The following is a 21,258-nucleotide window of genomic DNA, read 5'->3' as shown; positions in this document are numbered from 1 at the left end:
GTCTTGCTGTGGCTGTGGACCACTCGGCGGGCCCTGTGGCGGCTGTTGCCCGCCACCCCAGGGCTGGTTCGGTGGCTGCGGAGCGCTCATGTGGGCCTGGAACCCCCTTGAAAGGCTGTGTGTGCTCTGGCCGCACACGGTATCGGATGCCTGGACGTGGTGCTCGTAACGCCCCGGACGAAAAGGACGATAAATCTACCCGCGCCTGCCCGCCAGAAAACCCAGCAGATCGTGGCGCGTCACCACCCCCGCGGGCTTGCCGTCGAGCAGGACGAGCGCCCCGTCGGCGCCGGAGAGCGCTTTCATCGCGGCACTCACGTGCTCGCTCGCCCCGATCGTGGGCAGCGGCGGCGACATGTGCTTGTCGAGCCGGTCGGCGAGGTTGGCCTTGCCGGTGAACAGCGCCTCGAGCAGGTCCCGTTCGATGACGGCGCCGACCACCTCGGCCGCCATCACCGGCGGCTCCGCGCTCACCACGGGCATCTGGCTGACGTCGAACTCGGACAGGATCGCGACCGCCTCCGCGACGGTCTCGTTCGGATGCGTGTGCACGAGGTCGGGCAGGACTCCCGTCTTCGCCTTGAGCACGTCGCCGACCGTCGCACCGGAGCGTTCCGGGGAAAGGAAGCCGAACGAGGACATCCATTGGTCGTTGAACACCTTGCCGAGATAGCCGCGGCCGCCGTCGGGCAGCAGCACGACGATCACGTCGTCGGGACCGAGTCGCTTCGCAAGCCGGAGCGCGGCGGCGACGGCCATCCCGCACGAACCGCCGACGAGCAGCCCCTCTTCGAGCGCGAGACGCCGGGTGATCTCGAAGGACTCCGCGTCGGAGACCGCGATGACCTCGTCGGCGATGTTCCGGTCGTAGGTCTGCGGCCAGAAGTCCTCACCGACGCCCTCGACCAGGTACGGCCGCCCACTCCCGCCGGAGTACACCGAGCCCTCCGGGTCCGCGCCGATGACGGCGACCTGCCCGTCGGAGACTTCCTTGAGGTACTTGCCGGTGCCGGTGATGGTGCCGCCGGTGCCGACGCCCGCCACGAAATGCGTGATCCGGCCGTCGGTCTGCCGCCAGATCTCGGGCCCGGTGGAGTGGTAGTGGCTGGCCGGGTTCTCCGGGTTGGCGTACTGGTTGGGCTTCCAGGCGCCCTCGATCTCCTCGACGAGCCGGTCGGAGACGGAGTAGTAGGAGTCGGGGTGCTCGGGCGGCACCGCCGTCGGGCACACGACCACGCGCGCGCCGTACGCCTTGAGCACGTTGCGCTTGTCCTCGCTGACCTTGTCCGGGCAGACGAAGACGCAGTGGTAGCCCCTGCGCTGCGCGACCATCGCGAGCCCCACCCCGGTGTTGCCGGAGGTCGGTTCGACGATCGTGCCGCCCGGCTGGAGCTGTCCCGAGCGTTCGGCCGCTTCCACCATGCGCAGCGCGATGCGGTCCTTCACGCTGCCGCCCGGGTTGAGGTACTCGACCTTGGCCAGCACGAGCGGTTGCAGCCCCTCGGTGAGGACGTTCAGCTTGACCAGCGGGGTGTTGCCCACGAGGTCCACGACATGCTCGTAATACTCCACGGGCTCACAGTAGACCGTGGCCCACGTCGCTTCCTGGTTTGCCCGGAGGCCCGAAACAGGCAGGATAGGACTAAGCAGCCGCTTAGCCCGACCCGAAGGAGTGTCCCGCCATGCCCGAAGCCGTGATCGTGTCGACCGCCCGCTCGCCCATCGGGCGCGCGGGCAAGGGATCGCTCGTGTCGATGCGCCCGGACGACCTCACCGTCCAGATGGTCCGCGCCGCGCTCGACAAGGTCCCGCAACTGGACCCGAAGGACATCGACGACCTGATGCTGGGTTGCGGCCTGCCCGGCGGCGAGTCGGGGTTCAACATGGGCCGCGCCGTCGCGGTCGAACTCGGGTACGACCATCTGCCCGGCTGCACCGTCACGCGGTACTGCTCGTCCAGCCTGCAGACCACGCGGATGGCACTGCACGCGATCAAGGCCGGCGAGGGCGACGTGTTCATCTCGGCCGGGGTGGAGACGGTGTCCCGCTTCGGCAACGGCAGCTCGGACTCCTGGCCTGACACGCACAACCCGCTGTTCGCCGACGCAGAGGCGCGTACCGCGAAGACCGCGGCCGACGGCGCCGACGCGTGGACCGACCCGCGCGAGAACGGCCAGGTCCCGGACGTCTACATCGCGATGGGCCAGACCGCGGAGAACCTGGCGCGGCTGAAGGACATCTCCCGCGAGGAGATGGACGAGTTCGGGGTGCGTTCGCAGAACCTGGCGGAGAAGGCCATCGCGGACGGTTTCTGGGCCAAGGACATCACCCCGGTCACCCTGCCCGACGGCACCGTGGTCTCGAAGGACGACGGCCCGCGCGCGGGCGTGACGCTGGAGGGCGTGGCCGGGCTCAAGCCGGTGTTCCGCCCTGACGGCCGGGTCACCGCCGGCAACTGCTGCCCGCTCAACGACGGCGCGGCGGCGCTGATCGTCATGTCCGACACGAAGGCCAGGGAACTGGGCCTGACGCCGCTCGCACGCGTCGTGTCGACCGGGGTTTCGGGCCTGTCGCCGGAGATCATGGGCTACGGCCCGGTCGAGGCGTCGAAGAAGGCGCTCGCGAAGGCCGGTCTGTCCATTTCGGACATCGACCTGGTGGAGATCAACGAGGCGTTCGCCGCGCAGGTCATCCCGTCCTACCGGGACCTCGGCATCGACCTGGACAGGCTCAACGTCAACGGCGGCGCGATCGCCGTCGGCCACCCGTTCGGCATGACCGGCGCCCGCATCGCCTCGACGCTCATCAATTCGCTGCAGCACCACGACAAGCAGTGGGGCCTGGAGACGATGTGCGTCGGCGGCGGCCAGGGTATGGCCATGGTCCTCGAGCGCCTGAGCTGATGCGTTCGAAGCCGGGGCGCCCCCTCATCGAAGGCGCCCCGGGGTGGCTCAGGCGTTGTTCGTGCTGCTGGTCGCGCAGAGGGTCGTCGGCGGCTGGGAGTACTTGACGGCCCCGTGCGCGCCCGTGCCCTCACACGCCGAGTCGCTCGCCGTACCGTCGACCACCTTGAGGATCTTCACCTCCGCGCTCGGGTCGGCGCAGTCGACGCGCTTGTAGCCCTCGGTGTCGCTCCGCACGTTCGCGAAGCAGTCACCCTCGTGCGCGTTGAGCATCAGGCACAGCTTGTACGACCGGTCGCCGCTCACCCAGTACTCGTCGTAATCCCCGTCCGGACATTTCGCGTTCTCGTCGTCCAGCCGGACGCCGATCTTCACGTTGGCCGACGGATCGTTGCAGTCGACCTTCGCCGGCTCCGCGCCGTCCTTGAACTCCTTGATGTTCAGGCAGTCGCCCACCGCGGCGCGGTCGGTCGGCGTCCCGATGAACCGGGCGGCGAGCCCGCCCACGACGAGCACCAGCACGATCCCCGGGATGGCGAACCGGAGCCAGCGCAACTTGCTCTTCTTCTGCGGTGGCGGGTTGAACGACCCCGGCGGCGGGAAACCGCCGGGCAGCTGACCAGGACCACCGGGCATCGGGCCGTAGCCGGGCACCTGGCCGGGACCGCCGGGCGGCGGATAGCCACCGGGCCGGCCGTACGGCGGCGGGGTGCCCGGGGCCACGAAGGGGTTCGGTTGGCCGTCTCGCCCCGGCGAGGGGGGAACGCTCACGGAGACCTCACAGATGTGAAAGAAATGCTTGATTGCAGCATCTAACACTGAGTGATTAACGCAAGGGAGCCGGGCACCCCGATCGGGCAGAAAAACAACAGAGGACGCTCGGGTTGTTACCGAGCGTCCTCTGTCTCTACGGAGAAAGCGCTAGTCGCTCTGCAGGTACGAAAGCAGCCGCAGGATCTCGAGGTACAGCCAGACCAGGGTGGTCATCAGGCCGAACGCGGCGAACCACGCCCACTTCGAGGGGTAACCCTCCCGGATCATCCGGTCGGCCATGTCGAAGTCGAGCAGGAAGTTGAACGCCGCGATACCGATCACCACGAGGCTGAAGATGATCGCGAGCGCGCCGCCGTCCCGCAGGCCCATGTTCACGCCGAACATCGAGAGCAGCAGGTTGGCGAGCATCAGGATGACGACACCCGCGGTGGCCCCGATGATCCACTTGGTCAGCTTCGGCGTGACCTTGACCGCACCCGTCTTGTAGACCACCAGCATCGCGATGAACACACCGGCCGTGCCCAGGATGGCCTGCAGCGCGATACCCGGGTAGATCATCTCGAACACGCCGGTGATGGCGCCGAGGAAGACGCCCTCGGCGGCCGAGTACGCCAGCGTCATCGGCCCGCTGGGCTTGCGCCGGAAGATCATCACCAGCGACAGCCCGAGGCCGACGAGCATGGCGACGACCATGAGACCGAACACCGCGCCCGTCGATCGCGCGTCGACCTGTCCTTGCGCCCATATCGCCGTGAGCACGCCCGTGACCAGGGCCGCGCCGAGCGAGAGCCCGGTCTTGATGACGACGTCGTCCACCGTCATCGGCCGGTCGCCGGCCCCGGCGGGCGCCTGCGGCATGCCGTAGCCGGGCACCCCGCCCTGTGGCTGGTTGAAGCCTACGTTCGGTCCGTACTGGCCGTAGCCCGCGTTCGCCGGCAAGTGGCGGAACGCGGGGTTGCTTGTGGAACGCACCTTGATCCTCCTGGATCTCCTGGCACCTGCATGGGGTCTAACGGTCGCGACCGCCGACCAGTTCCCGTCGGGTAAAGAAGACTTTACCCAACCTTCGATCCGGGGGCGACGATACGCGAGGAGCCGGCGTGCGGCTCGCGGAACCCATCGTCGATCCCGGTCTCGACCAATGTTCCGACGGCGCTCGCGGCCGAACCGGCCTGGCGGTGGTCTTGGGGCCGCCGGGCGAGCACAATGCCTGCACAGGTTCCGCACGCAAGAAGGGGCGCCCGCGATGTCCGCGTATCTCGTGACCGGCGCGACCGGCCTGATCGGCCGCCAGTTCACCCAGCTGCTCCTGGACCAGGAGGACACCGAGCACGTCCACCTGCTCGTCCGCGCCGCGTCCCGCGAACGGCTCGCCGACCTGGTGCGCGCGTGGCCGCATCCGGAGAAGGTCACGCTCGTCACCGGCGACCTCTCCGCCGACCGGCTCGGCGTGGACGATCAGGCCCGCGAACGGCTCCGCGGCGGGATCGACCACCTCGTCCACCTCGCGGCGCTGTACGACATCACCGCGGACGACGAGACGAGCATCCGGGCCAATGTGGACGGCACCCGCAAGGTCGTCGAACTGGCCGCCGACATCCAGGCGGGTTGTCTGCACCACGTGTCCTCGGTCGCCGTGGCCGGCGACCACAAGGGTGTGTTCACCGAGGACATGTTCGACGTCGGCCAGCGTCTGCCGACCGCGTACCACCGGACGAAGTTCGAGGCCGAGCGGCTGGTGCGCCAGCAACACGACGTGCCGTGGCGGGTCTACCGGCCCGCGATCGTGGTCGGCCATTCGCAGACCGGCGAGATGGACAAAGTGGACGGTCCGTACTACCTGTTCACCGCCATCGACAAGCTCAACCGGGTGCCGAACCTGCCGCTCGTCGGCCCCGATCTCGGGGATACGAACATCGTGCCGGTCGACTACGTGGCCAAGGCGCTGCTGGTCCTCGTCCGCAAGCCCGGCCTCGACGGCTGCGCCTTCCACCTGGTCAGCCCCAAACCGCAGCCCGTGGTGTCGGTCTACAACGCCTTCGCACGCGTCGCGGGGGCCCCGACGATCAACGTGCAACTGGACGAACGTCTCTCCGGAGGGCTGCTGCGGCTGGCGAAGCTGAGCGAGAACGTGCCCGGGGTGTCGCTGGTCCGCGACTCCTTCCTCGCCCGGCTGGGCATCCCGCCGGTCCTGCTCGAGACCGCGTCGTTCCCGTCGGTGTTCGCGTCCGCGGCGACCCGCAAGGAACTCGCGTCGAGCGGGGTCGAGGTGCCGCGGCTGGAGAGCTACGCCGGCGTGCTGTGGCGCTATTGGCGCGAGCACCTCGACCCGTTCCGCGCCCGCGCCCACGGCAGCCGCGGCGAACTCGACGGGCGGCGCGTGATCATCACCGGCGCCTCCTCGGGCATCGGCCGCGCGACGGCGCTCAAGGTCTCCGCCCTTGGCGCGGTCCCCCTGCTCGTCGCTCGCCGCCAGCACGAACTCGAAGAGGTCCGCGACGAGATCGTCGCCGCCGGCGGCACGGCGTCGGTGTACCCGGCGGATCTGACCGACGAGGAGTCGATCAACAAGATCGTCAAGCAGATGCTCGAGGAGCACGGCCGTATCGACATGCTGGTCAACAACGCGGGCCGCTCGATCCGCCGCTCGATCAGGCTGTCGTATGACCGGTTCCACGACTACGAGCGCGCGATGGCGATCAACTACTTCGGCGCCGTGCGGCTCATCCTGGCCGTGCTGCCGCATATGTCGGAACGCAAATTCGGGCATATCGTCAACATTTCGTCGATCGGCGTGCAGGGCATCGCGCCCCGCTTCTCCGCCTACGTCGCGTCCAAGGCGGCGCTGGACTACTTCAGCAAGATCGCGGCGACCGAGACGCATGGTGACGGGGTCACGTTCACGACCATCCACATGCCGCTCGTGCGCACGCCCATGATCCGCCCGACGAAGATCTACGACGCGTTCCCCACGAAATCACCCGATCAGGCGGCGGACATGGTGGTGCGGGCACTCAAGGACAGGCCCAAGCACATCGGCACCCCGGAGGGCTACCTCATTCAGGCGGCGTACACGTTCCTGCCCGGACTCGTCGATGCCGTGGCCTTCGAGGGTTATCGCATCTTCCCGGACTCGGCGGCGGCCGGCGGCAGCGGCGAGGTCAAACTCGGGAAGGGCGAACGGAACCTGTCCAAGGCGGCGACGCGCCTGATCAGACTAACGCGCGGCTTCCACTGGTGAGTGCACCGGACACGCGCTGACCTGACGGCGCTAACACCCTGTACCCAGGTACCTTCGTCGGCATGGTTTCCGAGCGAGACAACGGCCTGCTCCCGCTGAAGCGCGAATACAACCAGGTGTGGCACGGTTTCGACCGCGGCCAGGTGCTGCAGTACCTGGATCACGTCGAGATGAACCTCCGGCGCGTGATGGCCGATCGCGACGCGGCGATGGCGCAGGCGAGCACGATGTCCCGGGAACTGGAGAACGCCCGCGCGGAAATCCGCCGGCTGCATATGCGGGTCGAGGAGCTCAAGAAGCCGCCGGAGCGGGTTGAGGACCTCGACGAGCGGATGCAGCGCACGGTCGATCTCGCGAACAGCCGCGCCGAGGAGATCGTCGGCCGGGCGGAGGTCGCCGCCGAGGAGTGGGCGAAGAGCACCGACGTGTCCAGCAAGCTGCGTGTGCGGTACCAGAAGCTGATCGAGACGCTCGAGTCGCACGCCAAGGCCCTCGACGACGAGCACCGGAACGCACTCGATGCGACCAAGAACGAGGTCCGGAAGCTCACCACCGAAGCGGCACAGCGGCGTACCGCGCTGGACATCGAGGCCGAGCGCAAGCGCCGCACCATCGAGCACGACTTCGACACCACCATGGCTTCGCAGCGTGCGGCGCTCGAGAAGCACGTCGCGGACCAGAAGACGGCGAGCAAGAATCAGGCCGAGCGCCGCATCGCCGATGCGACGGCCGAGGCCAAGCGGTTGGTGGACGAGGCGACAGCGCGTGCCAAGCGGCTCGTCGCGGACGCGACGGCGGACGCCGAGCGCCGTGAGGACGAGGCGAACCGGAAGGTCCAGCGCCTCAACTCGCTCAGCGACCAGGCGCTCACCCGGCTGCGCAAGGCCAACGACGTGCTGACCCGCAGCCACTCGGCCCTCACGCCGCTGCGGGAGGAGTCCGTCGTGGACCTGACCGGTGCCGCGCCGATCGAGCCCCCGACCAACCCGGTGGCCGGCAAACCGGTGGCCACCTTCGCGCCGCCGACGAAGGTCGTTCAGCCGATCAAGGCTTCGGAGCCCGAGCAGGCGAAGGCAGACACCGCCCTCCCGCCGACGAAGCCCGCGCACGAGCCGGTCGAGCCCGCGTCCGCGAAGCAGAAATAACGCCTACCGGGCTCCGGTATCAGCAAGCCGTGGCCATGGGTTGCGCGCTTCGAGTTGAGCGGCCAGTGCCAGCAGCCGCGCTTCCCCCCGCGGCGCGGCGACCAGCTGCACGCCGAGCGGCACGCCGGTGTGGTGCCGCGCGGCGGGAACGGACATCGCCGGATAGCCGGCCAGATTCCACAGCCCCGCGAAAGGTGCCGACCGGATCGCCGGGATCGCGTTCGCGAGCCACGAGCGTTGGTGCCAGCGTTCGGCTTTCGGCGGGAGCGTGGCCAGCGTCGGGGTCAGCAGGATGTCGTAGCCGCCGAAGAACTCCTCGGCCCTGGCGAGCCACCGTTCCTTCGTGCCGGGCCTGATCAGCCGGGCCGCCCGCAGCGCGCGGCCGAGCTTCACATGCGCCTGCGTCCGCCGCTGGAACAGTGCCCGGTCCAGACCTTCTGCCTGCTCCGCCGGGCCCGCGAACCAGCGGCCCAGGATGCCCAACGGCGCCTCGACCCCGTAGCGCGGCGTCGCCCGTTCGACGTGATGACCGGCGGCGGCGAGGACATCCGCGACCTGGTCGACCGCGTCGCACAGCGGCTTCGGCACCGGCGCATGTGTCAGCGGGACCTCGGTCGACACCGCGATCCGCAACCGGCCCGGCTCGCCGACCCGCGCGAGATCCGGTTCGGCGGCCAGAACCGAGAGCAGCAACGCCGCGTCGGCCACCGTCGTGGCGAGGCTGCCGTGCGCGGACATGCCATACCACCCGGTCTCCCCAAGCAGGTCCGCGCCCGCTTTGATCCCGACCAGCCCGCACATCGCGGACGGGAACCGGACTGAGCCGAGCCCGTCGGTGCCGTGCGCGACCGGCACCATCCCGGAGGCGACCGCGGCGCCGCTGCCCCCGGAAGAGCCACCGGCGCTGCGGGCCGGTTGCCACGGGCTGCGCGCGATCCCCTCCGGGGAATCGGTCATCGGCCAGACGCACAGCTCCGGCACCCGGGTGATCCCGACGATCACCGCACCGGCCTCGCGCAGCCGCCGGACGAGCTCGGAGTCCTCTGTGGACGGTTGCGCCGGCAGTGCGGCCGAGCCCCATGACGCGCACTCCCCGGCGATCTCGGTGACGTCCTTGACCGCGACCGGGACCCCGGCGAGCGGCAGCCCGGCGAGATCGGCACGCCGCGCCAGCTCGCGCGCTTCGGCCACCGCCTCGTGCCGCACCTTCCGGAACGCACCGACCACGCGGTCGGCCGTCTCGATCCCGTCGAGCACCCGCTCGGTCAACCGGACCGGGTCGAGCTCGCCGGCCCGGACCGCCCTCGCCAGCTCTGTAGCGGTCTGTGTCATGGGCCGACTCTAGGCCGTGCGCGCTAACCTTCCGCGGTCGCCGGGGCTGAAACCGTCCGGTCCGTGCCGAATGCGATACCCTTCGCCTCCTTGCCGACCAGGGTCAGCACGGCGACCGCGATGAGCACCGGAATGATCGTCGCCGCCAGCGCGAACGGGTAGCCGTGGTGCGCGGCCAGGCTTTCCTGGATCGGCAGGTTGAACGCGGCCAGGCAGTTGCCCAACTGGTAGGTGACACCGGGATAGAACCCCCGGATCGCGTCGGGCGACATCTCGCTCAGGTGCGCCGGGATGATGCCCCACGCACCCTGGACCATCACCTGCATCAGGAACGAGCCGAGGCACAGCAACGCGGCCGTCTTCGACAACGCGAACAGCGGCACGATCGGCAGCCCGAGCACGGCGCAGAACGCGATCGTGTAGCGGCGCCCGAACCGTTCCGACAGCGAACCGAAGATCAGGCCGCCGGCGATCGCCCCGACGTTGTAGATCACCGCGATCCAGGTCGCCGTCGTCGCGGAAAGACCGGCGCCGTTCGAGGAATGCGAGGAAAGGAATGTGGGGTACACATCCTGGGTGCCGTGGCTCATCCAGTTGAACGCCGTCATCAACAGCACGAGATAGACGAACCGGCGGATGATCTTCGGGTCGAGCAGGATGTCCTTCATGGAGGTCCGGGTGACGCGCATCTTCTCCCGCGCGGTCTGCCAGACCTCGGATTCCTTGACCCGCGCCCGCACGATCAGGCTGATCAGGGCGGGAATGATGCTCAGCGCGAAGAACCAGCGCCAGGACAGGCCGGCCCAGTCGAGAATGACGAGTGAGGCGAGAGAAGCCAGCAGGTAACCGAAGGAATAACCTTCCTGCAGTACTCCCGAAAAGAATCCGCGCCGTTTCGTCGGAATCTTCTCCATCGCGAGCGCCGCACCGAGTCCCCATTCACCGCCCATACCGATTCCGTACAACAATCGCAGAATGACCAGCACCGTGAAGTTCGGGGCGAACGCGCACAGGAACCCGACGATCGAATAGAAGACGACGTCGACCATCAGCGGGATACGCCGGCCGACCCGGTCGGCCCACAGCCCGAACAGCAACGCCCCCACCGGCCGCATGAGGAGCGTCGCCGTCGTGATGAACACGACGTCGGTCTTCTGCATGCCGAAGCTTTTCGCGATGTCCGCGTAGACGAAGACGACGACGAAGTAGTCGAACGCGTCCATTGTCCAGCCGAGCACCGCGGCGAGGAAGGAGTTGCGCTGGTCCGACGTGAGGCGCTGACGGGCACCGGATGCTGACGACTCTGCCATGGGGTCGACCCTATTTCGCCAGCCGCTCACGAACCAGCCATTTCGTCGAGCAGTTTCGAACATTCCCGACAAATGGTATAAAAATCAGAGCAGGAGCCGGGCGAGTTCGTCCAGCAGGACCAGTGCCCGCGCCGCCTGAGCCCGATCCGCGACCGCCGACGCGACCGCATTGTCGATCCGGCGGCCCGCCCGGCGGGTGATCGCTCGCGACGTCCGATCGGTCACCCGCACTCGCGTACGCCGCCCGTCGCGGGGATCGGCGGCCGTCGTGATCAGCCCACGCTCGCGGAGCCTCGCCACCGAGGCGGACACGTGGCTCTGCACGAAACCGGTGCGCTCGCGGATTTCGCCGACGGAACCGCCCGGATGCCGGATCACATCCTCCAGCACCGCCCGTTCCCCCGGCGTGAGCTCCAGATCGCCGGGTTGCCCGGTCGCCGCCGCCGACAGTTCGATCAGCCGCCTGCCGAGCCGATGCAGTTGCCCACCGTCCATCCCGGCAGATTACATCAGCAGAGATGTATCGTTAGCGATATGTCTCTCACCGGGGTGGGCAGGACGGCGCTGGGCGTCGCGGTCGTCCGTGCTCACGAGAACCGCCGCGAAGACCGGCTCTTCTCCGATCCGTACGCCCAGTCCTTCGTCGACGCGCTGCCCGGCGCCTTCCCGGAAACCCCTGACAGCAACGGAATCGGCGCCGCGTTCGCCACGCACGCGATCATCCGCACCCGGTTCTTCGACGACTACCTGCTGAGCGCCGGTTGCGCTCAGGTCGTGCTTCTCGCCGCGGGTCTCGACACGACGGCGTTCCGGCTCACGTGGCCGCCGGGCGTCCGGCTCTTCGAACTCGATCTGCCCCACGTGCTGGCGTTCAAGGACGAGGTACTGCGCGACGCCACGCCCCGGTGCGTGCGCACGGCCGTACCCGTCGACCTCCGCGAGAACTGGCCTACGACGCTTCGCACCGCCGGTTTCGACCCGGGTGTGAGAACGGCGTGGCTCGCCGAAGGCCTGCTGATCTACCTGACGTTCGACGAGGCCGCCCACCTCCTCAGCTCGGTGGGGGAACTGTCCGCACCCGGCAGCAGGCTGGCGCTGGAACACGGCCCCGTGCCCGCGAACGCGTGGAAAATCCCGAAGCAGTACACCGCGCTGTGGAAGGGCGGCCTCGGGGACGGCGCGCCGGATTGGTTCGCCCAGCACGGCTGGCAGGTGCGCTTCGACGAGCTTTCTCGCGTGGCAACCTCTTACGCGCGAACGGTTTCCGGGGAAGGCGGTTTCTTGACGCTCACTCGTCGCTGATGTGCCGCCAGTCGCCAAGCCGACCGGCAGTCACGGCGACCGGCGAAACGTAAGCCGGCCGCCGGTTGATCGGTCGTCGTGTTTCAGGTCGCCTCGGTGACGTCGAACTCCGCCCGCACGCCGAGCAGCCGCACCGGGCGGTTGTCCTCGAACCGGCCGAGTACCGTCAAAGCCGCTTCCCGCAACACTTCCGCGTCACTCGTCGGATTCTCGAGGGTCATGCTGCGCGTCTGCGTCACGAACGGCGCGAACCGCACCTTCACCGCGACGCGGGCCGCCGGGCGACCTTCGGCGACGACGTCGTCGGCGACCCGGAACGCGAGCGCGGCGACCTCCCCGGCGATCTCCGCGGGGTCGGTCAGGTTCTGCTGAAAGGTCGTCTCGCGGCTGCGCGAGCGCGGTACGTACGGCGTCGCCGTCACCTCACGGTCGCCAAGACCACGCGCGAGGAGCCGGTACCAGGGCCCCATCGTCGGCCCGAACCGGGCGGCGAGCCGGTCGCGATCCGCGGCGGCGAGCAGCCCGACGGTGTCGATGCCCAGCTCCGCCAGTTTCTTGGCGGTCCGGCGGCCGATCCCCTGCAGGGCCTCGGTGGACCGGCCGTCCATGACCTTGGACCAGTTGTCCTGAGTCAGCCGGAACACGCCGCTGGGCTTGGCGAAACCGGTCGCGGTCTTCGCCCGCAGCCTGTTATCGCCGATGCCGACCGAACACGACATACCGGACTCTTCGGTGACCGCGCGCTGGATCCGGGCCGCCAGGGCTTCGGGGTCATCGGTGCTCACGCCGACGAACGCCTCGTCCCAGCCGAGCACCTCCACCACGACCGGGAACCGGCGCAGGGTGGCCATGACCCGTTGGGACACCTCTTCATAAGCCGGCTTGTCGACCGGCAGGAACACCGCGTCGGGGCATCGCTTGGCAGCGGTCCGTAACGGCATGCCGGAGTGGACACCGAACTCGCGCGCCTCGTACGAAGCGGTCGCGACGACCGCGCGCTGGGCCGGATCGCCGGTGCCACCGACAATCACCGGCCGTCCCCGCAGGTCGGGGTGCCTGGCCACCTCGACGGCGGCGATGAACTGGTCGAGGTCGACGTGCAGGATCCACTCCCCGGGCACTCGCCCAGTATGCGCGCGGGCCCGGAAATCCGCGGTGACTCTTGCCCGCCCGCGGTGTTCCCACGATAGGGTGACGCCGGCCCGGTAGGCTGTGGCCACCCAGACGAAGGACGAGGAGGGCACGCTCCGTGACGACAGCGACCCACAGTCTCGACACCACGTCGGGCGCGACCACGGTCGCCGAGATACTGGCTCGCAACGGTGCCCGTACCGGCCGGGTCCCGCACCGTCGCTCCCGGGGGGACGAGGGCCAGTTCGACGGCACACTCCCGGCCTTCCCGCCGGTCGACAACGCCGCGGCGCAGTACCGGTACGACCAGACCACGGTGACCGCCCTGCTCGAAGCGCCGGTCGTCGAGACACCGCACGAGGAGAAGAGCCGGCCCGGCCGCACCGGGCTGAAGATCGCCGGCCTCGCCTTCGCCGGTGCCGTGCTGGCCAGTGGCTGGGCGCTCGCGCAGACTCCGGGTTCGGAGCAGGCGGCGGCGTCGGGCCCGGTGCCGGGCAACACGCCCGAGTCGGAAAGCCCCGCGCTGGCCTCGGCTCCGGTCGGCGCGCAGGTCGCGACGCTCGGCTCGGCCGCGCCGACCGGCACCGCGGAGATCCCGGCGACCACCGCGCGCCAGCCGGACCAGGGCAAGTTCAGCGGCACCCTGCCCACCGCGAAGAAGACGACCGAAGCTGCGGCGCCGACGAGCACGACGGTCGCGCCGCCGCGGGTCTCGGCGCCGAACCTCCCCGCGGGCACTTACACCTGGCCGATGAACCCGGGCGGCTACGGGAACTGGCCGGGGTTCGACGATCACCACGGGCATCACCGGAACCGGTAGTAGCCCCCCGCTTGACCCTCCCTCGCGCCGAACGTGGCTTCGGTGCGGAAGCCACGTGTTCGACCGACCTCAGAGGCCGAGGATGCTCAGCAGACCGCCGTGGTCCCGCGTCACCGGCGGACAGGGTGCGGCGAGTGGAGTGATGCAACGGCACCGATACCCATGTGCGCCAAGGACAATGCGGCGTTGTGTTGTGACAAAGTAGACGCTGATCGAGGCCACGCCCCCGGTTCGTCGGCCTGAGTGAATTCCGCTCGGCGGGTACCGGTTGAGCTGCTAAGGTCGAAGGCATGTTGCGCGCCATCGTCGTGACGACGCCGGAGACGGTCCCGGCGCGCTGAACTTTGTCCCGGGGCGAGCGCCCCGGAGTATTTCTGATGTGGTCACTCGCCCCCCGCCGGCGAGGGAGACCACGATGTACGACCATCGCAAGCTCGGCCGCCAACTCGGCCTGTTCGGCACCGACCGGTTGATCGGGGCGGGCCTGCCGTACTGGCTGCCCGAAGGCGCGGCCATCCGACACACCCTGGAGGAATACGTACGAAAGATCGAACAACGAGAGGGCTACCGGCATGTGTACTCGCCGGTGCTGGGCAAACGCGAGCTGTACGAGATCTCGGGCCACTGGGCGCACTACGGTGACGACATGTTCCCGCCGATGGACGTCGGCGGCGAGCAGATCGTCCTGCGGCCAAGCCTCTGCCCGCATCACGCGCTGATCTACCGTTCCCGCGCCCACAGTTACCGGGAGCTGCCGTTGCGGATCGCGGAGCTGGGCGGGATGTACCGGCCAGAGCTGTCCGGTGTACTGGGCGGGTTGACCCGGGTTCGCTCGATCCAGCTCAACGACGCGCATATCTTCTGCACACCGGGACAGGCGGTGGGCGAGGCGCGCGCGGCGCTCGAGCTGATCCGCCGGGCGTATGCCGATCTGGGCATACGGTCGGCCTGGTACCGCTTGTCGTTACCCGGTGCAGGCGAGAAGTATGTGGCAGACCCCGAAATATGGCAGCGCGCTCGCGCCATGCTGATCGACGTCCTCGGCGATTTTCCTTACGAGGCAGTCGAAGGCGAGGCCGCGTTCTACGGCCCGAAGATCGACGTGCAGATCATTGACAGCGCGGGCCGCGAGTCGACCCTGTCGACCGTGCAGATCGATTTCCATCAGCCCGAGCGGTTCGGCCTGGAGTACGTCGGCGCCGACGGCGGCAGGCATCGGCCGGTCATGGTGCATCGCAGCATCATCGGCAGCATGGAACGGGTCGTCGCGCAGCTCATCGAGGAGCACGGCGGGGCTTTCCCGGCATGGCTCGCACCGGTCCAGGTCGTCGTGCTGCCGGTGTCCGGCGCGGAGCTACCTCATGCCAAGAGGTTCGTGCGGCTCTGCGTCGAGGCAGGAGTGCGCGCGGAGCTGTCCGATCCGAACCGTGGCAGCCTCGGTGCCCGGGTCCGCGAGGCGCGGCTGGTGCCGTTCCAGGCGGTCGTCGGGGCGCGGGAAGCGGCCGACGGGCTGGTCGCCTTGCGCCTGCGCGACGGCCAGCGCTTGGCTCCCCTTGCGGAGCAGGAGGTCCTGGCCCGGCTCGTGGTCGCGGGCAAACCCGAGTCGATCGCATGAAGGTGGCGAGCGCGTCCCGGGTCGGCAGGCCTTCCCAGTCTGCAGCGAAGGCGCCGCACGCGTTTCCGCGCGTCGGCCGCTCCGCGGGAGCCAGCCCGTCGAACTCCACAGTGGACCCTGTGCGCCAGCCGCGCGAGCCCCGTCTCGGCAACTTCCGCGCGGGGCGACTACTGCGTGGCCTCGACGGAGTCGACCGGTTCGGCGGTGATCACCGTGACGCCCAGGTCGGCAAGGCGCGCCATCTCGTCGGCCGGCGCCGCCCGGTCGACGATGACCACGTCGAACTCCGACAAGGGCAGCAGGGCGTGCAGGGCCCGCCGGCCGAACTTCGTGTGGTCGACGTAGAGAATGCGCTGGGCGGCTGAGTCGAACATCGCCCGCTTGAACGTGACGGTGTCCTGGTGCTGGTGGAAGCAGACGCCGTCGGTGATGGCCGAGGTGGACATCACAAAGATGTCGGCGCGGAGGTTGCGGATGGCGGCGACTGTCATGTCCCCCATGAACGCGTCGCACCACGCGAAGTACTGACCGCCGAGCCCGAACACCGTGATGGCCGGGACATCGGTCAGTTCGTCGATGACGCCGCGGAAGTTGGTGATGACGGTCAGCGGCGTCCGCTGGGGCAGCAGGCGGGCCAGGTAGACGCCGGTGGTCGAGTCGTCCATGAAAACGGAGTACCCCGGCTCCAGCAGATTGAGCGCGGCCTGCGCGAGCGCTTCCTTCTCCGCCCGCTGCTGACCGAGCCGGAACCGGGCGTTCGACTCGAACAGGCTCGAGGCCAGCGCCGTCGCCTGCCCGCGGGTCTTTCGCAGCAGGCCATGGGCCTCCAGTTCGTCGAGATCGCGATGCACTGTCATGACGCTGACGTCGAAGCGCTCCGCCAGGTCCTCGATGCGGATGCTGCCCCCGTCGATCACGGCTTCGGCGATCTGGCGCTGCCGACGCTGCTGCCGGGTCAGCCCGTCGCCGCTCCGCTTGCCGGAAGGACGTGCGTCGGGATGTGCCACGTTTGGTCTCCTTGGGCCTGATCCGGCGGGCGGGCCAGGTCGGCCCGCCCGCCGGCAATGCTCAATTCTCGTTGGAGAGGTTCCCACTCGCCAGGTTCCGCTCGACCAACTGGGGCAGGCCCTGCAGGAACGCGTCCTTGGCGGTGACCACGTGCTGCAGGTAGGTGGCGACATCGGCCTGGGTGATCGCCGGCATCACGTAGGAATACTGCTTCTTCACGGGCTTGCCGTCCACGATGTTCTTCGCCACGGCGAGTCCCTCGGCCAGCTCGACCCGGCCGTGCTGCAGCGACGAGCCGATGAAGTCGCCGCTCTGCACGGCACGCAGCCCGTCCTCGATCCCGTCGATGCCGACCACCGGGATCTTCTTACCCGCTTCCTTCAGCGCCTGGACCGCCCCGATTCCCATGTCGTCGTTCTCCGACACGATGCCGTTGATCTGGTCGCCGAAGCTGGACAGCCAGTTCTTGATCTTGCTGACCGCCTCGTCGCGTTTCCAGTCGGCCGTGTCCTTGGCGAGCACCCTGATGCCCGGGTACTTCGCCAGCACGTTCTGGATGCCCTTGGTGCGGTTGAGCTCCGGTGACGAGCCGAGCGGTCCCTGCAACACGACGATATTGCCCTTGCCGCCGAGCTTGTCGGCCATCATCCCCATTTCCTGCGCGCCGGCCCCGACGTCGTCGGGGAGCACGGTGGCGGCCAGCCCGGACTCGTCGGACAGGGTGGTGTTGACCGCGATCACCGGAATGTGCTTGGCCTTGGCCTCGGCGATCTGCGGACCGAGCGAGTCCGCCTGCACCGGGACGATGATGATCGCCTTGACCCCGGCGTTGATCATCTGTTCCATCTGGGACGCCTGCGTGCTGACGTCACCGCCGGCCGAGTTCCACACCAGGTCGATGTTGTTCGCCCTGGCGTAGGCCTCCATTCCCTCCTTGCCCTGGGTGATGAAGGAGGACATGTCGTAGACGGTGACGCCGATCTGCGTCTTGCCGCTTGCGTGCGAGGTGTCACCCGCTCCACAGGCGGCCATGGTGAACAGCGCCGCGGCGGCGGCCCCCGTCCCGAGTAACCGAAATATCTTGCGCTTCATTGCGTTTCCTTTCGCTCCACGTGGGGGTGACGGGTCAGGCGGCGCGGCGTTTGGTCGCCCAGACGTCCACCGCGACCGCGGCGGCGATGAGCACGCCCTTGATCACCTGCTGCCAGTAGGCGGGCACGGTGAGGATGTCCAGGCCGTTGTTGAGGGTCTGGATGAGGAACAGGCCGAGGATGGTGCCCCAGATCGAGCCGCGGCCACCCATCAGGCTGGCGCCGCCGATGACCACTGCGGCGATCGCGTCCAGTTCGTAGCCGGAGCCGAGGTTCGGCGGGCCGGAGATGACCCGGGAGGCCAGCAGCACCCCGGACATGCCGGCCAGCAGGCCACTGATCACGTACACGCTGAACAGCACCCGGCGGGACTTGACGCCGGCGAGCTCGGCCGCGGTGCGGTTGCCGCCGACGGCGTAGATCCGCATCCCGTAGGAGGTGCGCGACATGACGACGGCGAACACCGCGACGCCGGCGATCATCACGAGTACCGGCGCCTGGATGCCGAAGAGCGTGCTGTTCGCGATCTTGCCGAAGGACGGCGGCAGGCCGTTGATGGGCGCGCCGTCGCCGATCACGTACGCCAGGCCGGAGCCGGCGGTGAGCATGCCGAGGGTCGCGATGAACGGCGGCACGTTGACGCGCGCCACGAGGAACCCGTTGACCGCGCCGGCGAGCAGGCCGCTGGCGAGGGCGACGAGGACGGCCAGTACCAGCTGGTCCGGATGCGCCTTGATCGTCGCCGCCGAAGTCATGGCGCTCACGGCGATCACGCTGCCGACGGACAGGTCGATCCCACCGGTGAGGATCACCAGTGTCTGCCCGAGCGCGATCAGCGCGAACGGGGCGGCCGCCAGCGCGATCGTCAGCCAGTTGTCGAGGGTGCTGAACCGGTAGCTGCGGTAGCTGAAGTACGCGATGACCAGGAGCATCACCAGCACCATCGAATGCCGGAGCAGGAAGTTGCCCAGCCAGTCGCTGTTGATCCACCGGCGCCGGGGGCTCTCGTTCGCGAGGTCCCCGGTGCGCAGGTTCTGGTCGGTCAAGGTGGCGATCTGCTGCAGGAACCGGTCCTTCTCCGTCACCACGTGGTCAAGGACCCCGGCCACGTTGCCGCGGGTCACCGCCGGCATGGTGTAGGTGTAGGCCCGCTGGGCCTGCTCGCCCCGCGCGATCCGGGCGGCGACCGCCAGCCCCGCGGCGAGTTCGACCCGGCCGTGCTGCAGGAAGGTGCCGATGAAATGACCGGTCTGCACCGCTCGCAGGCCGTCCGCGATCCCATCGATGCCCACGACCGGAACGCTCCGGCCGGCCTCCTCGAGCGCCTGCACGGCACCGAGGCCCATGTCATCGTTCTGCGCGACGACGCCGTCGATGCGGTCGCCGTGGGCCGACAGCCACTCGCGCATGGCGGCCGCCGCGTCGTCCCGGTGCCAGTTCGCGGTTTTCGCGGCCAGCACGGTGATGCCCGGGTAGTTCGCGAGGACGTTCTCGATGCCTCGGGTGCGCTCCCGCTCGGCGGTGGATCCCGGACTGCCCTTGAGGATCACGATGGCGCCCTGGCCGCCGAGTTTCCCGGCCATCAGCTTCATCTGCTCTTCCCCGGCGCCGATGTCGTCGGGCAGCACGGTCGCGGCCAGACCCGAGGGGTCGGAGAGACCGGTGTTGACCGCGATGACCGGAATATCCCGATCGGCCGCGGCGGTGAGCTGCGGGCCGAGTGAGTCCGCGACCGCCGGCGCCACGACGATCGCGTCAACGCCCTCCTCGATGAGCTGCTCGACCTGGCTTTCCTGGACATCGCCGCGGCCGCCCGCGGACTGCCACACCAGGTCGATGGCGCGCTCCGCGGCGTACGCCGCCATCCCCTCCTTGCCCTGCGCGATCAAGGAGGACATGTCGGATACGGTCACGCCGATCCGGGTCCGGGTACCGGTGGGAGCGGCGGCGCGCGGCGACTGCTCTGTCTGTGCTCGGGTCATCACGGGCGTCCTTGCCGGTCGGGAATGTGGGGAAGCGCGGAAGTCGAAGGGGCGCAACGGGTTCAGTCGTCGACGCCGGCGGCGTAGCGGAAGATGCGCTGCTGCGCGGTGGGATCGCGGAGCTCGGTGCGGTCGAGGCCGCCGACCACGGCGCCCTGCCGCATCACGAGGACGCGGTGGGTGAGGCCGAGCACCTCGGCCATGTCGGAGGACGCGAGCACGACGGCCATCCCGGTGGCCGCGAGCCCGGCGATGATGCCGTAGATCTCGCTGCGGGCCCCGACGTCCACCCCGCGAGTCGGCTCGTCGAGCAGCAGGACGTCGACGTTCCCGGTGAGCCACCTGGCCAGGACGACCTTCTGCTGGTTGCCACCGGAGAGCGTGGCGACCTGCTGGCCGAGCCCCCTGCTGCGCAGGTTCATCGAGGACATCACGGTCGAAACCGCCTTGCCGCGGGATCGCTGGCGCAGCCATCCCGCCGTGGTGAAGGAGCTCAACCGCGGCAGTGAGCCGTTGTCGAGGACGTTCATCTGCAGGACGAGACCCGCCTGCTTGCGGTCCTCGGGCACCAGCGCCATCCCGGCGCGGATGGCGGCCGTCGGGGAGTTCCGGCGAACCCGCTTCCCGGCGACCGTGATCTCACCGGACAGCGAGCGGCGCGCGCCGTAAACGGCTTCGATCAGTTCCGTGCGGCCGGCTCCGACGAGTCCGGCAAGGCCGAGGATCTCCCCGCGCCGGACCTGCAGGCTCACCGGCTCCCGGTACCCGGCCACCTGGAGCCCGGAGACCGTCATCGCGACGTCCTCGCCTGGTTCGGGCAGGCTGGGAAACAGATCCTCGAGCTCCCGGCCGACCATGGCGTGCACGATGCGGTCGCCGGTGGTCGCGGCGCGCGGCTCGTCCAGCACCAGCGACCCGTCGCGCAGGACCACGACACGGTCCGCGATCGCCTGGATCTCCTGCATCTTGTGGGTCGTGTAGATCATCGCGACGCCGCGGTCGCGCAGCTTGCCGATGATCGCGTACAGCCGCTCGACCTCGTGCTCGGAGATCGCCGAGGTCGGCTCGTCGAGCAGCACGACGCGCGCGCCAGCGGTGGTGTTCTTGACGATCTCGACGATCTGGCACAGCGCGACGGTGAGCCGGCGCATCGGCGCGTGCGGGTCGATGTCGACCTCGAAGACCTCCAGCATCTCGCGGGCCTTCGCGGCCATCCGCCGCCGGTCGAGCAGACCGGCGCGGCCGCGCAACTCCCGTCCGACGAACAGGTTCTCGTAGACCGTCATGTCGAGGATCGGCGCGAGTTCCTGGGGCACGATGCCCACGCCCAGCCCCCGCGCCTCCCGCGGCTGCGCGTGCCGCAGGTGCCGGCCGTGCACCAGCACCTCGCCGGCGTCCGGCCGGACCTGGCCGGACGCGATCTTCATGACGGTCGACTTCCCGGCGCCGTTCTCCCCGGCCAGCGCGGTGACCGTGCCTGGCCGCAACGAAAGCGAGACCCCACGCAGGACCGGTATCCCGCCGAACGCCTTCGTCACGTCCCGAAGTTCGAGGGCCGCGCTCTCGGCTGTCTCGACCGCGCGGTCGATCGCGGTGCTCGTCAC

17 protein-coding genes are annotated in these 21,258 nt (G+C 69.1%); 6 read left to right on the top strand and 11 right to left on the bottom strand.

Features of this window, described 5'->3' with window-relative positions; all coding sequences use genetic code 11:
- Positions 1-195 precede the first annotated feature (195 nt).
- On the bottom strand, positions 196-1,572 hold the full coding sequence (locus FG385_RS01125) for a cystathionine beta-synthase (protein ID WP_139094669.1): 1,377 nt from the start codon (positions 1,570-1,572) through the stop codon (positions 196-198).
- Positions 1,573-1,682: 110 nt separating this feature from the next.
- Between FG385_RS01125 and FG385_RS01120 the strand changes: the two genes are divergently transcribed.
- The gene (locus tag FG385_RS01120) at positions 1,683-2,903 is read left to right on the top strand and encodes an acetyl-CoA C-acetyltransferase (protein WP_139094668.1); all 1,221 of its coding nucleotides are present in this window, start codon (positions 1,683-1,685) and stop codon (positions 2,901-2,903) included.
- A 48-nt stretch (positions 2,904-2,951) separates the two neighbouring features.
- On the opposite strand, the gene FG385_RS01115 is transcribed toward FG385_RS01120, so the two are convergent.
- Both FG385_RS01115 and FG385_RS01110 read right to left on the bottom strand, forming a co-directional pair.
- Entirely contained in the window at positions 2,952-3,674 is a 723-nt protein-coding gene (locus tag FG385_RS01115; protein ID WP_139094667.1) for an LppU/SCO3897 family protein, read from the bottom strand.
- A gap of 150 nt (positions 3,675-3,824) precedes the next feature.
- Complete coding sequence (locus tag FG385_RS01110; RefSeq protein WP_139094666.1) at positions 3,825-4,649, bottom strand: Bax inhibitor-1/YccA family protein; 825 nt, start codon at positions 4,647-4,649, stop codon at positions 3,825-3,827.
- A 274-nt stretch (positions 4,650-4,923) separates the two neighbouring features.
- Between FG385_RS01110 and FG385_RS01105 the strand changes: the two genes are divergently transcribed.
- Both FG385_RS01105 and FG385_RS01100 read left to right on the top strand, forming a co-directional pair.
- Positions 4,924-6,918: an SDR family oxidoreductase gene (locus tag FG385_RS01105; RefSeq protein WP_139094665.1), complete on the top strand. Its 1,995-nt coding sequence runs from the start codon at positions 4,924-4,926 to the stop codon at positions 6,916-6,918.
- Positions 6,919-6,980: 62 nt separating this feature from the next.
- The gene (locus FG385_RS01100) at positions 6,981-8,063 is read left to right on the top strand and encodes a coiled-coil domain-containing protein (RefSeq protein WP_139094664.1); all 1,083 of its coding nucleotides are present in this window, start codon (positions 6,981-6,983) and stop codon (positions 8,061-8,063) included.
- Between the two features lie 3 nt (positions 8,064-8,066).
- On the opposite strand, the gene FG385_RS01095 is transcribed toward FG385_RS01100, so the two are convergent.
- The 3 genes from FG385_RS01095 to FG385_RS01085 all read right to left on the bottom strand — a co-directional run bounded on the left by FG385_RS01095 (position 8,067) and on the right by FG385_RS01085 (position 11,200).
- A complete protein-coding gene (locus FG385_RS01095) occupies positions 8,067-9,395 on the bottom strand; it encodes an amidase family protein (protein WP_139094663.1) in 1,329 nt (442 codons plus the stop codon).
- Positions 9,396-9,418: 23 nt separating this feature from the next.
- Positions 9,419-10,705 carry an MFS transporter gene (locus FG385_RS01090; RefSeq protein ID WP_139094662.1) on the bottom strand — a complete coding sequence of 429 codons (1,287 nt, stop codon included), beginning with the start codon at positions 10,703-10,705 and terminating at the stop codon, positions 9,419-9,421.
- Positions 10,706-10,789: 84 nt separating this feature from the next.
- On the bottom strand, positions 10,790-11,200 hold the full coding sequence (locus FG385_RS01085; RefSeq protein ID WP_139094661.1) for a MarR family transcriptional regulator: 411 nt from the start codon (positions 11,198-11,200) through the stop codon (positions 10,790-10,792).
- A gap of 39 nt (positions 11,201-11,239) precedes the next feature.
- Here FG385_RS01085 and FG385_RS01080 point away from each other — a divergent pair, with 39 nt between their 5' ends.
- Complete coding sequence (locus tag FG385_RS01080) at positions 11,240-12,007, top strand: SAM-dependent methyltransferase (protein ID WP_235022299.1); 768 nt, start codon at positions 11,240-11,242, stop codon at positions 12,005-12,007.
- An 83-nt stretch (positions 12,008-12,090) separates the two neighbouring features.
- On the opposite strand, the gene FG385_RS01075 is transcribed toward FG385_RS01080, so the two are convergent.
- Positions 12,091-13,128, bottom strand: a complete 1,038-nt coding sequence (locus tag FG385_RS01075; RefSeq protein WP_139094659.1) for a DNA polymerase IV — start codon at positions 13,126-13,128, stop codon at positions 12,091-12,093.
- Between the two features lie 128 nt (positions 13,129-13,256).
- Here FG385_RS01075 and FG385_RS01070 point away from each other — a divergent pair, with 128 nt between their 5' ends.
- Positions 13,257-13,958 (top strand): hypothetical protein, encoded by a 702-nt coding sequence (locus tag FG385_RS01070; RefSeq protein ID WP_139094658.1) that lies wholly within the window; start codon positions 13,257-13,259, stop codon positions 13,956-13,958.
- A gap of 415 nt (positions 13,959-14,373) precedes the next feature.
- On the top strand, positions 14,374-15,573 hold the full coding sequence (gene thrS / locus FG385_RS01065) for a threonine--tRNA ligase (RefSeq protein ID WP_139094657.1): 1,200 nt from the start codon (positions 14,374-14,376) through the stop codon (positions 15,571-15,573).
- 167 nt (positions 15,574-15,740) lie between these two features.
- Here the strand turns inward: thrS and FG385_RS01060 are convergent, their stop codons facing one another.
- From FG385_RS01060 to FG385_RS01045, 4 genes are all read right to left on the bottom strand, one after another.
- Positions 15,741-16,580 (bottom strand): DeoR/GlpR family DNA-binding transcription regulator, encoded by an 840-nt coding sequence (locus FG385_RS01060; RefSeq protein ID WP_235022298.1) that lies wholly within the window; start codon positions 16,578-16,580, stop codon positions 15,741-15,743.
- 61 nt (positions 16,581-16,641) lie between these two features.
- The gene (locus tag FG385_RS01055; RefSeq protein ID WP_139094655.1) at positions 16,642-17,673 is read right to left on the bottom strand and encodes a substrate-binding domain-containing protein; all 1,032 of its coding nucleotides are present in this window, start codon (positions 17,671-17,673) and stop codon (positions 16,642-16,644) included.
- A gap of 34 nt (positions 17,674-17,707) precedes the next feature.
- Complete coding sequence (locus FG385_RS01050) at positions 17,708-19,654, bottom strand: substrate-binding domain-containing protein (protein WP_139094654.1); 1,947 nt, start codon at positions 19,652-19,654, stop codon at positions 17,708-17,710.
- A 62-nt stretch (positions 19,655-19,716) separates the two neighbouring features.
- Positions 19,717-21,258: a sugar ABC transporter ATP-binding protein gene (locus FG385_RS01045; protein ID WP_200834239.1), complete on the bottom strand. Its 1,542-nt coding sequence runs from the start codon at positions 21,256-21,258 to the stop codon at positions 19,717-19,719.

It is taken from the genome of Amycolatopsis alkalitolerans, from assembly GCF_006152065.1.
GTDB lineage: Bacteria > Actinomycetota > Actinomycetes > Mycobacteriales > Pseudonocardiaceae > Amycolatopsis_E > Amycolatopsis_E alkalitolerans.
Note: the sequence above shows the minus strand (reverse complement) of the source record. Positions and strands in the feature narration are given on the sequence as shown.

Excerpts from the sequence above, each read along its gene's own strand:
- FG385_RS01080 (WP_235022299.1), top strand. The coding sequence starts at position 11,240 with ATGTCTCTCACCGGGGTGGGCAGGACGGCGCTGGGCGTCGCGGTCGTC.
- FG385_RS01095 (WP_139094663.1), bottom strand. The coding sequence starts at position 9,395 with ATGACACAGACCGCTACAGAGCTGGCGAGGGCGGTCCGGGCCGGCGAG.
- FG385_RS01055 (WP_139094655.1), bottom strand. The coding sequence starts at position 17,673 with ATGAAGCGCAAGATATTTCGGTTACTCGGGACGGGGGCCGCCGCCGCG.
- thrS (WP_139094657.1), top strand. The coding sequence starts at position 14,374 with ATGTACGACCATCGCAAGCTCGGCCGCCAACTCGGCCTGTTCGGCACC.
- FG385_RS01120 (WP_139094668.1), top strand. The coding sequence starts at position 1,683 with ATGCCCGAAGCCGTGATCGTGTCGACCGCCCGCTCGCCCATCGGGCGC.
- FG385_RS01100 (WP_139094664.1), top strand. The coding sequence starts at position 6,981 with ATGGTTTCCGAGCGAGACAACGGCCTGCTCCCGCTGAAGCGCGAATAC.
- FG385_RS01105 (WP_139094665.1), top strand. The coding sequence starts at position 4,924 with ATGTCCGCGTATCTCGTGACCGGCGCGACCGGCCTGATCGGCCGCCAG.
- FG385_RS01085 (WP_139094661.1), bottom strand. The coding sequence starts at position 11,200 with ATGGACGGTGGGCAACTGCATCGGCTCGGCAGGCGGCTGATCGAACTG.
- FG385_RS01050 (WP_139094654.1), bottom strand. The coding sequence starts at position 19,654 with ATGACCCGAGCACAGACAGAGCAGTCGCCGCGCGCCGCCGCTCCCACC.
- FG385_RS01090 (WP_139094662.1), bottom strand. The coding sequence starts at position 10,705 with ATGGCAGAGTCGTCAGCATCCGGTGCCCGTCAGCGCCTCACGTCGGAC.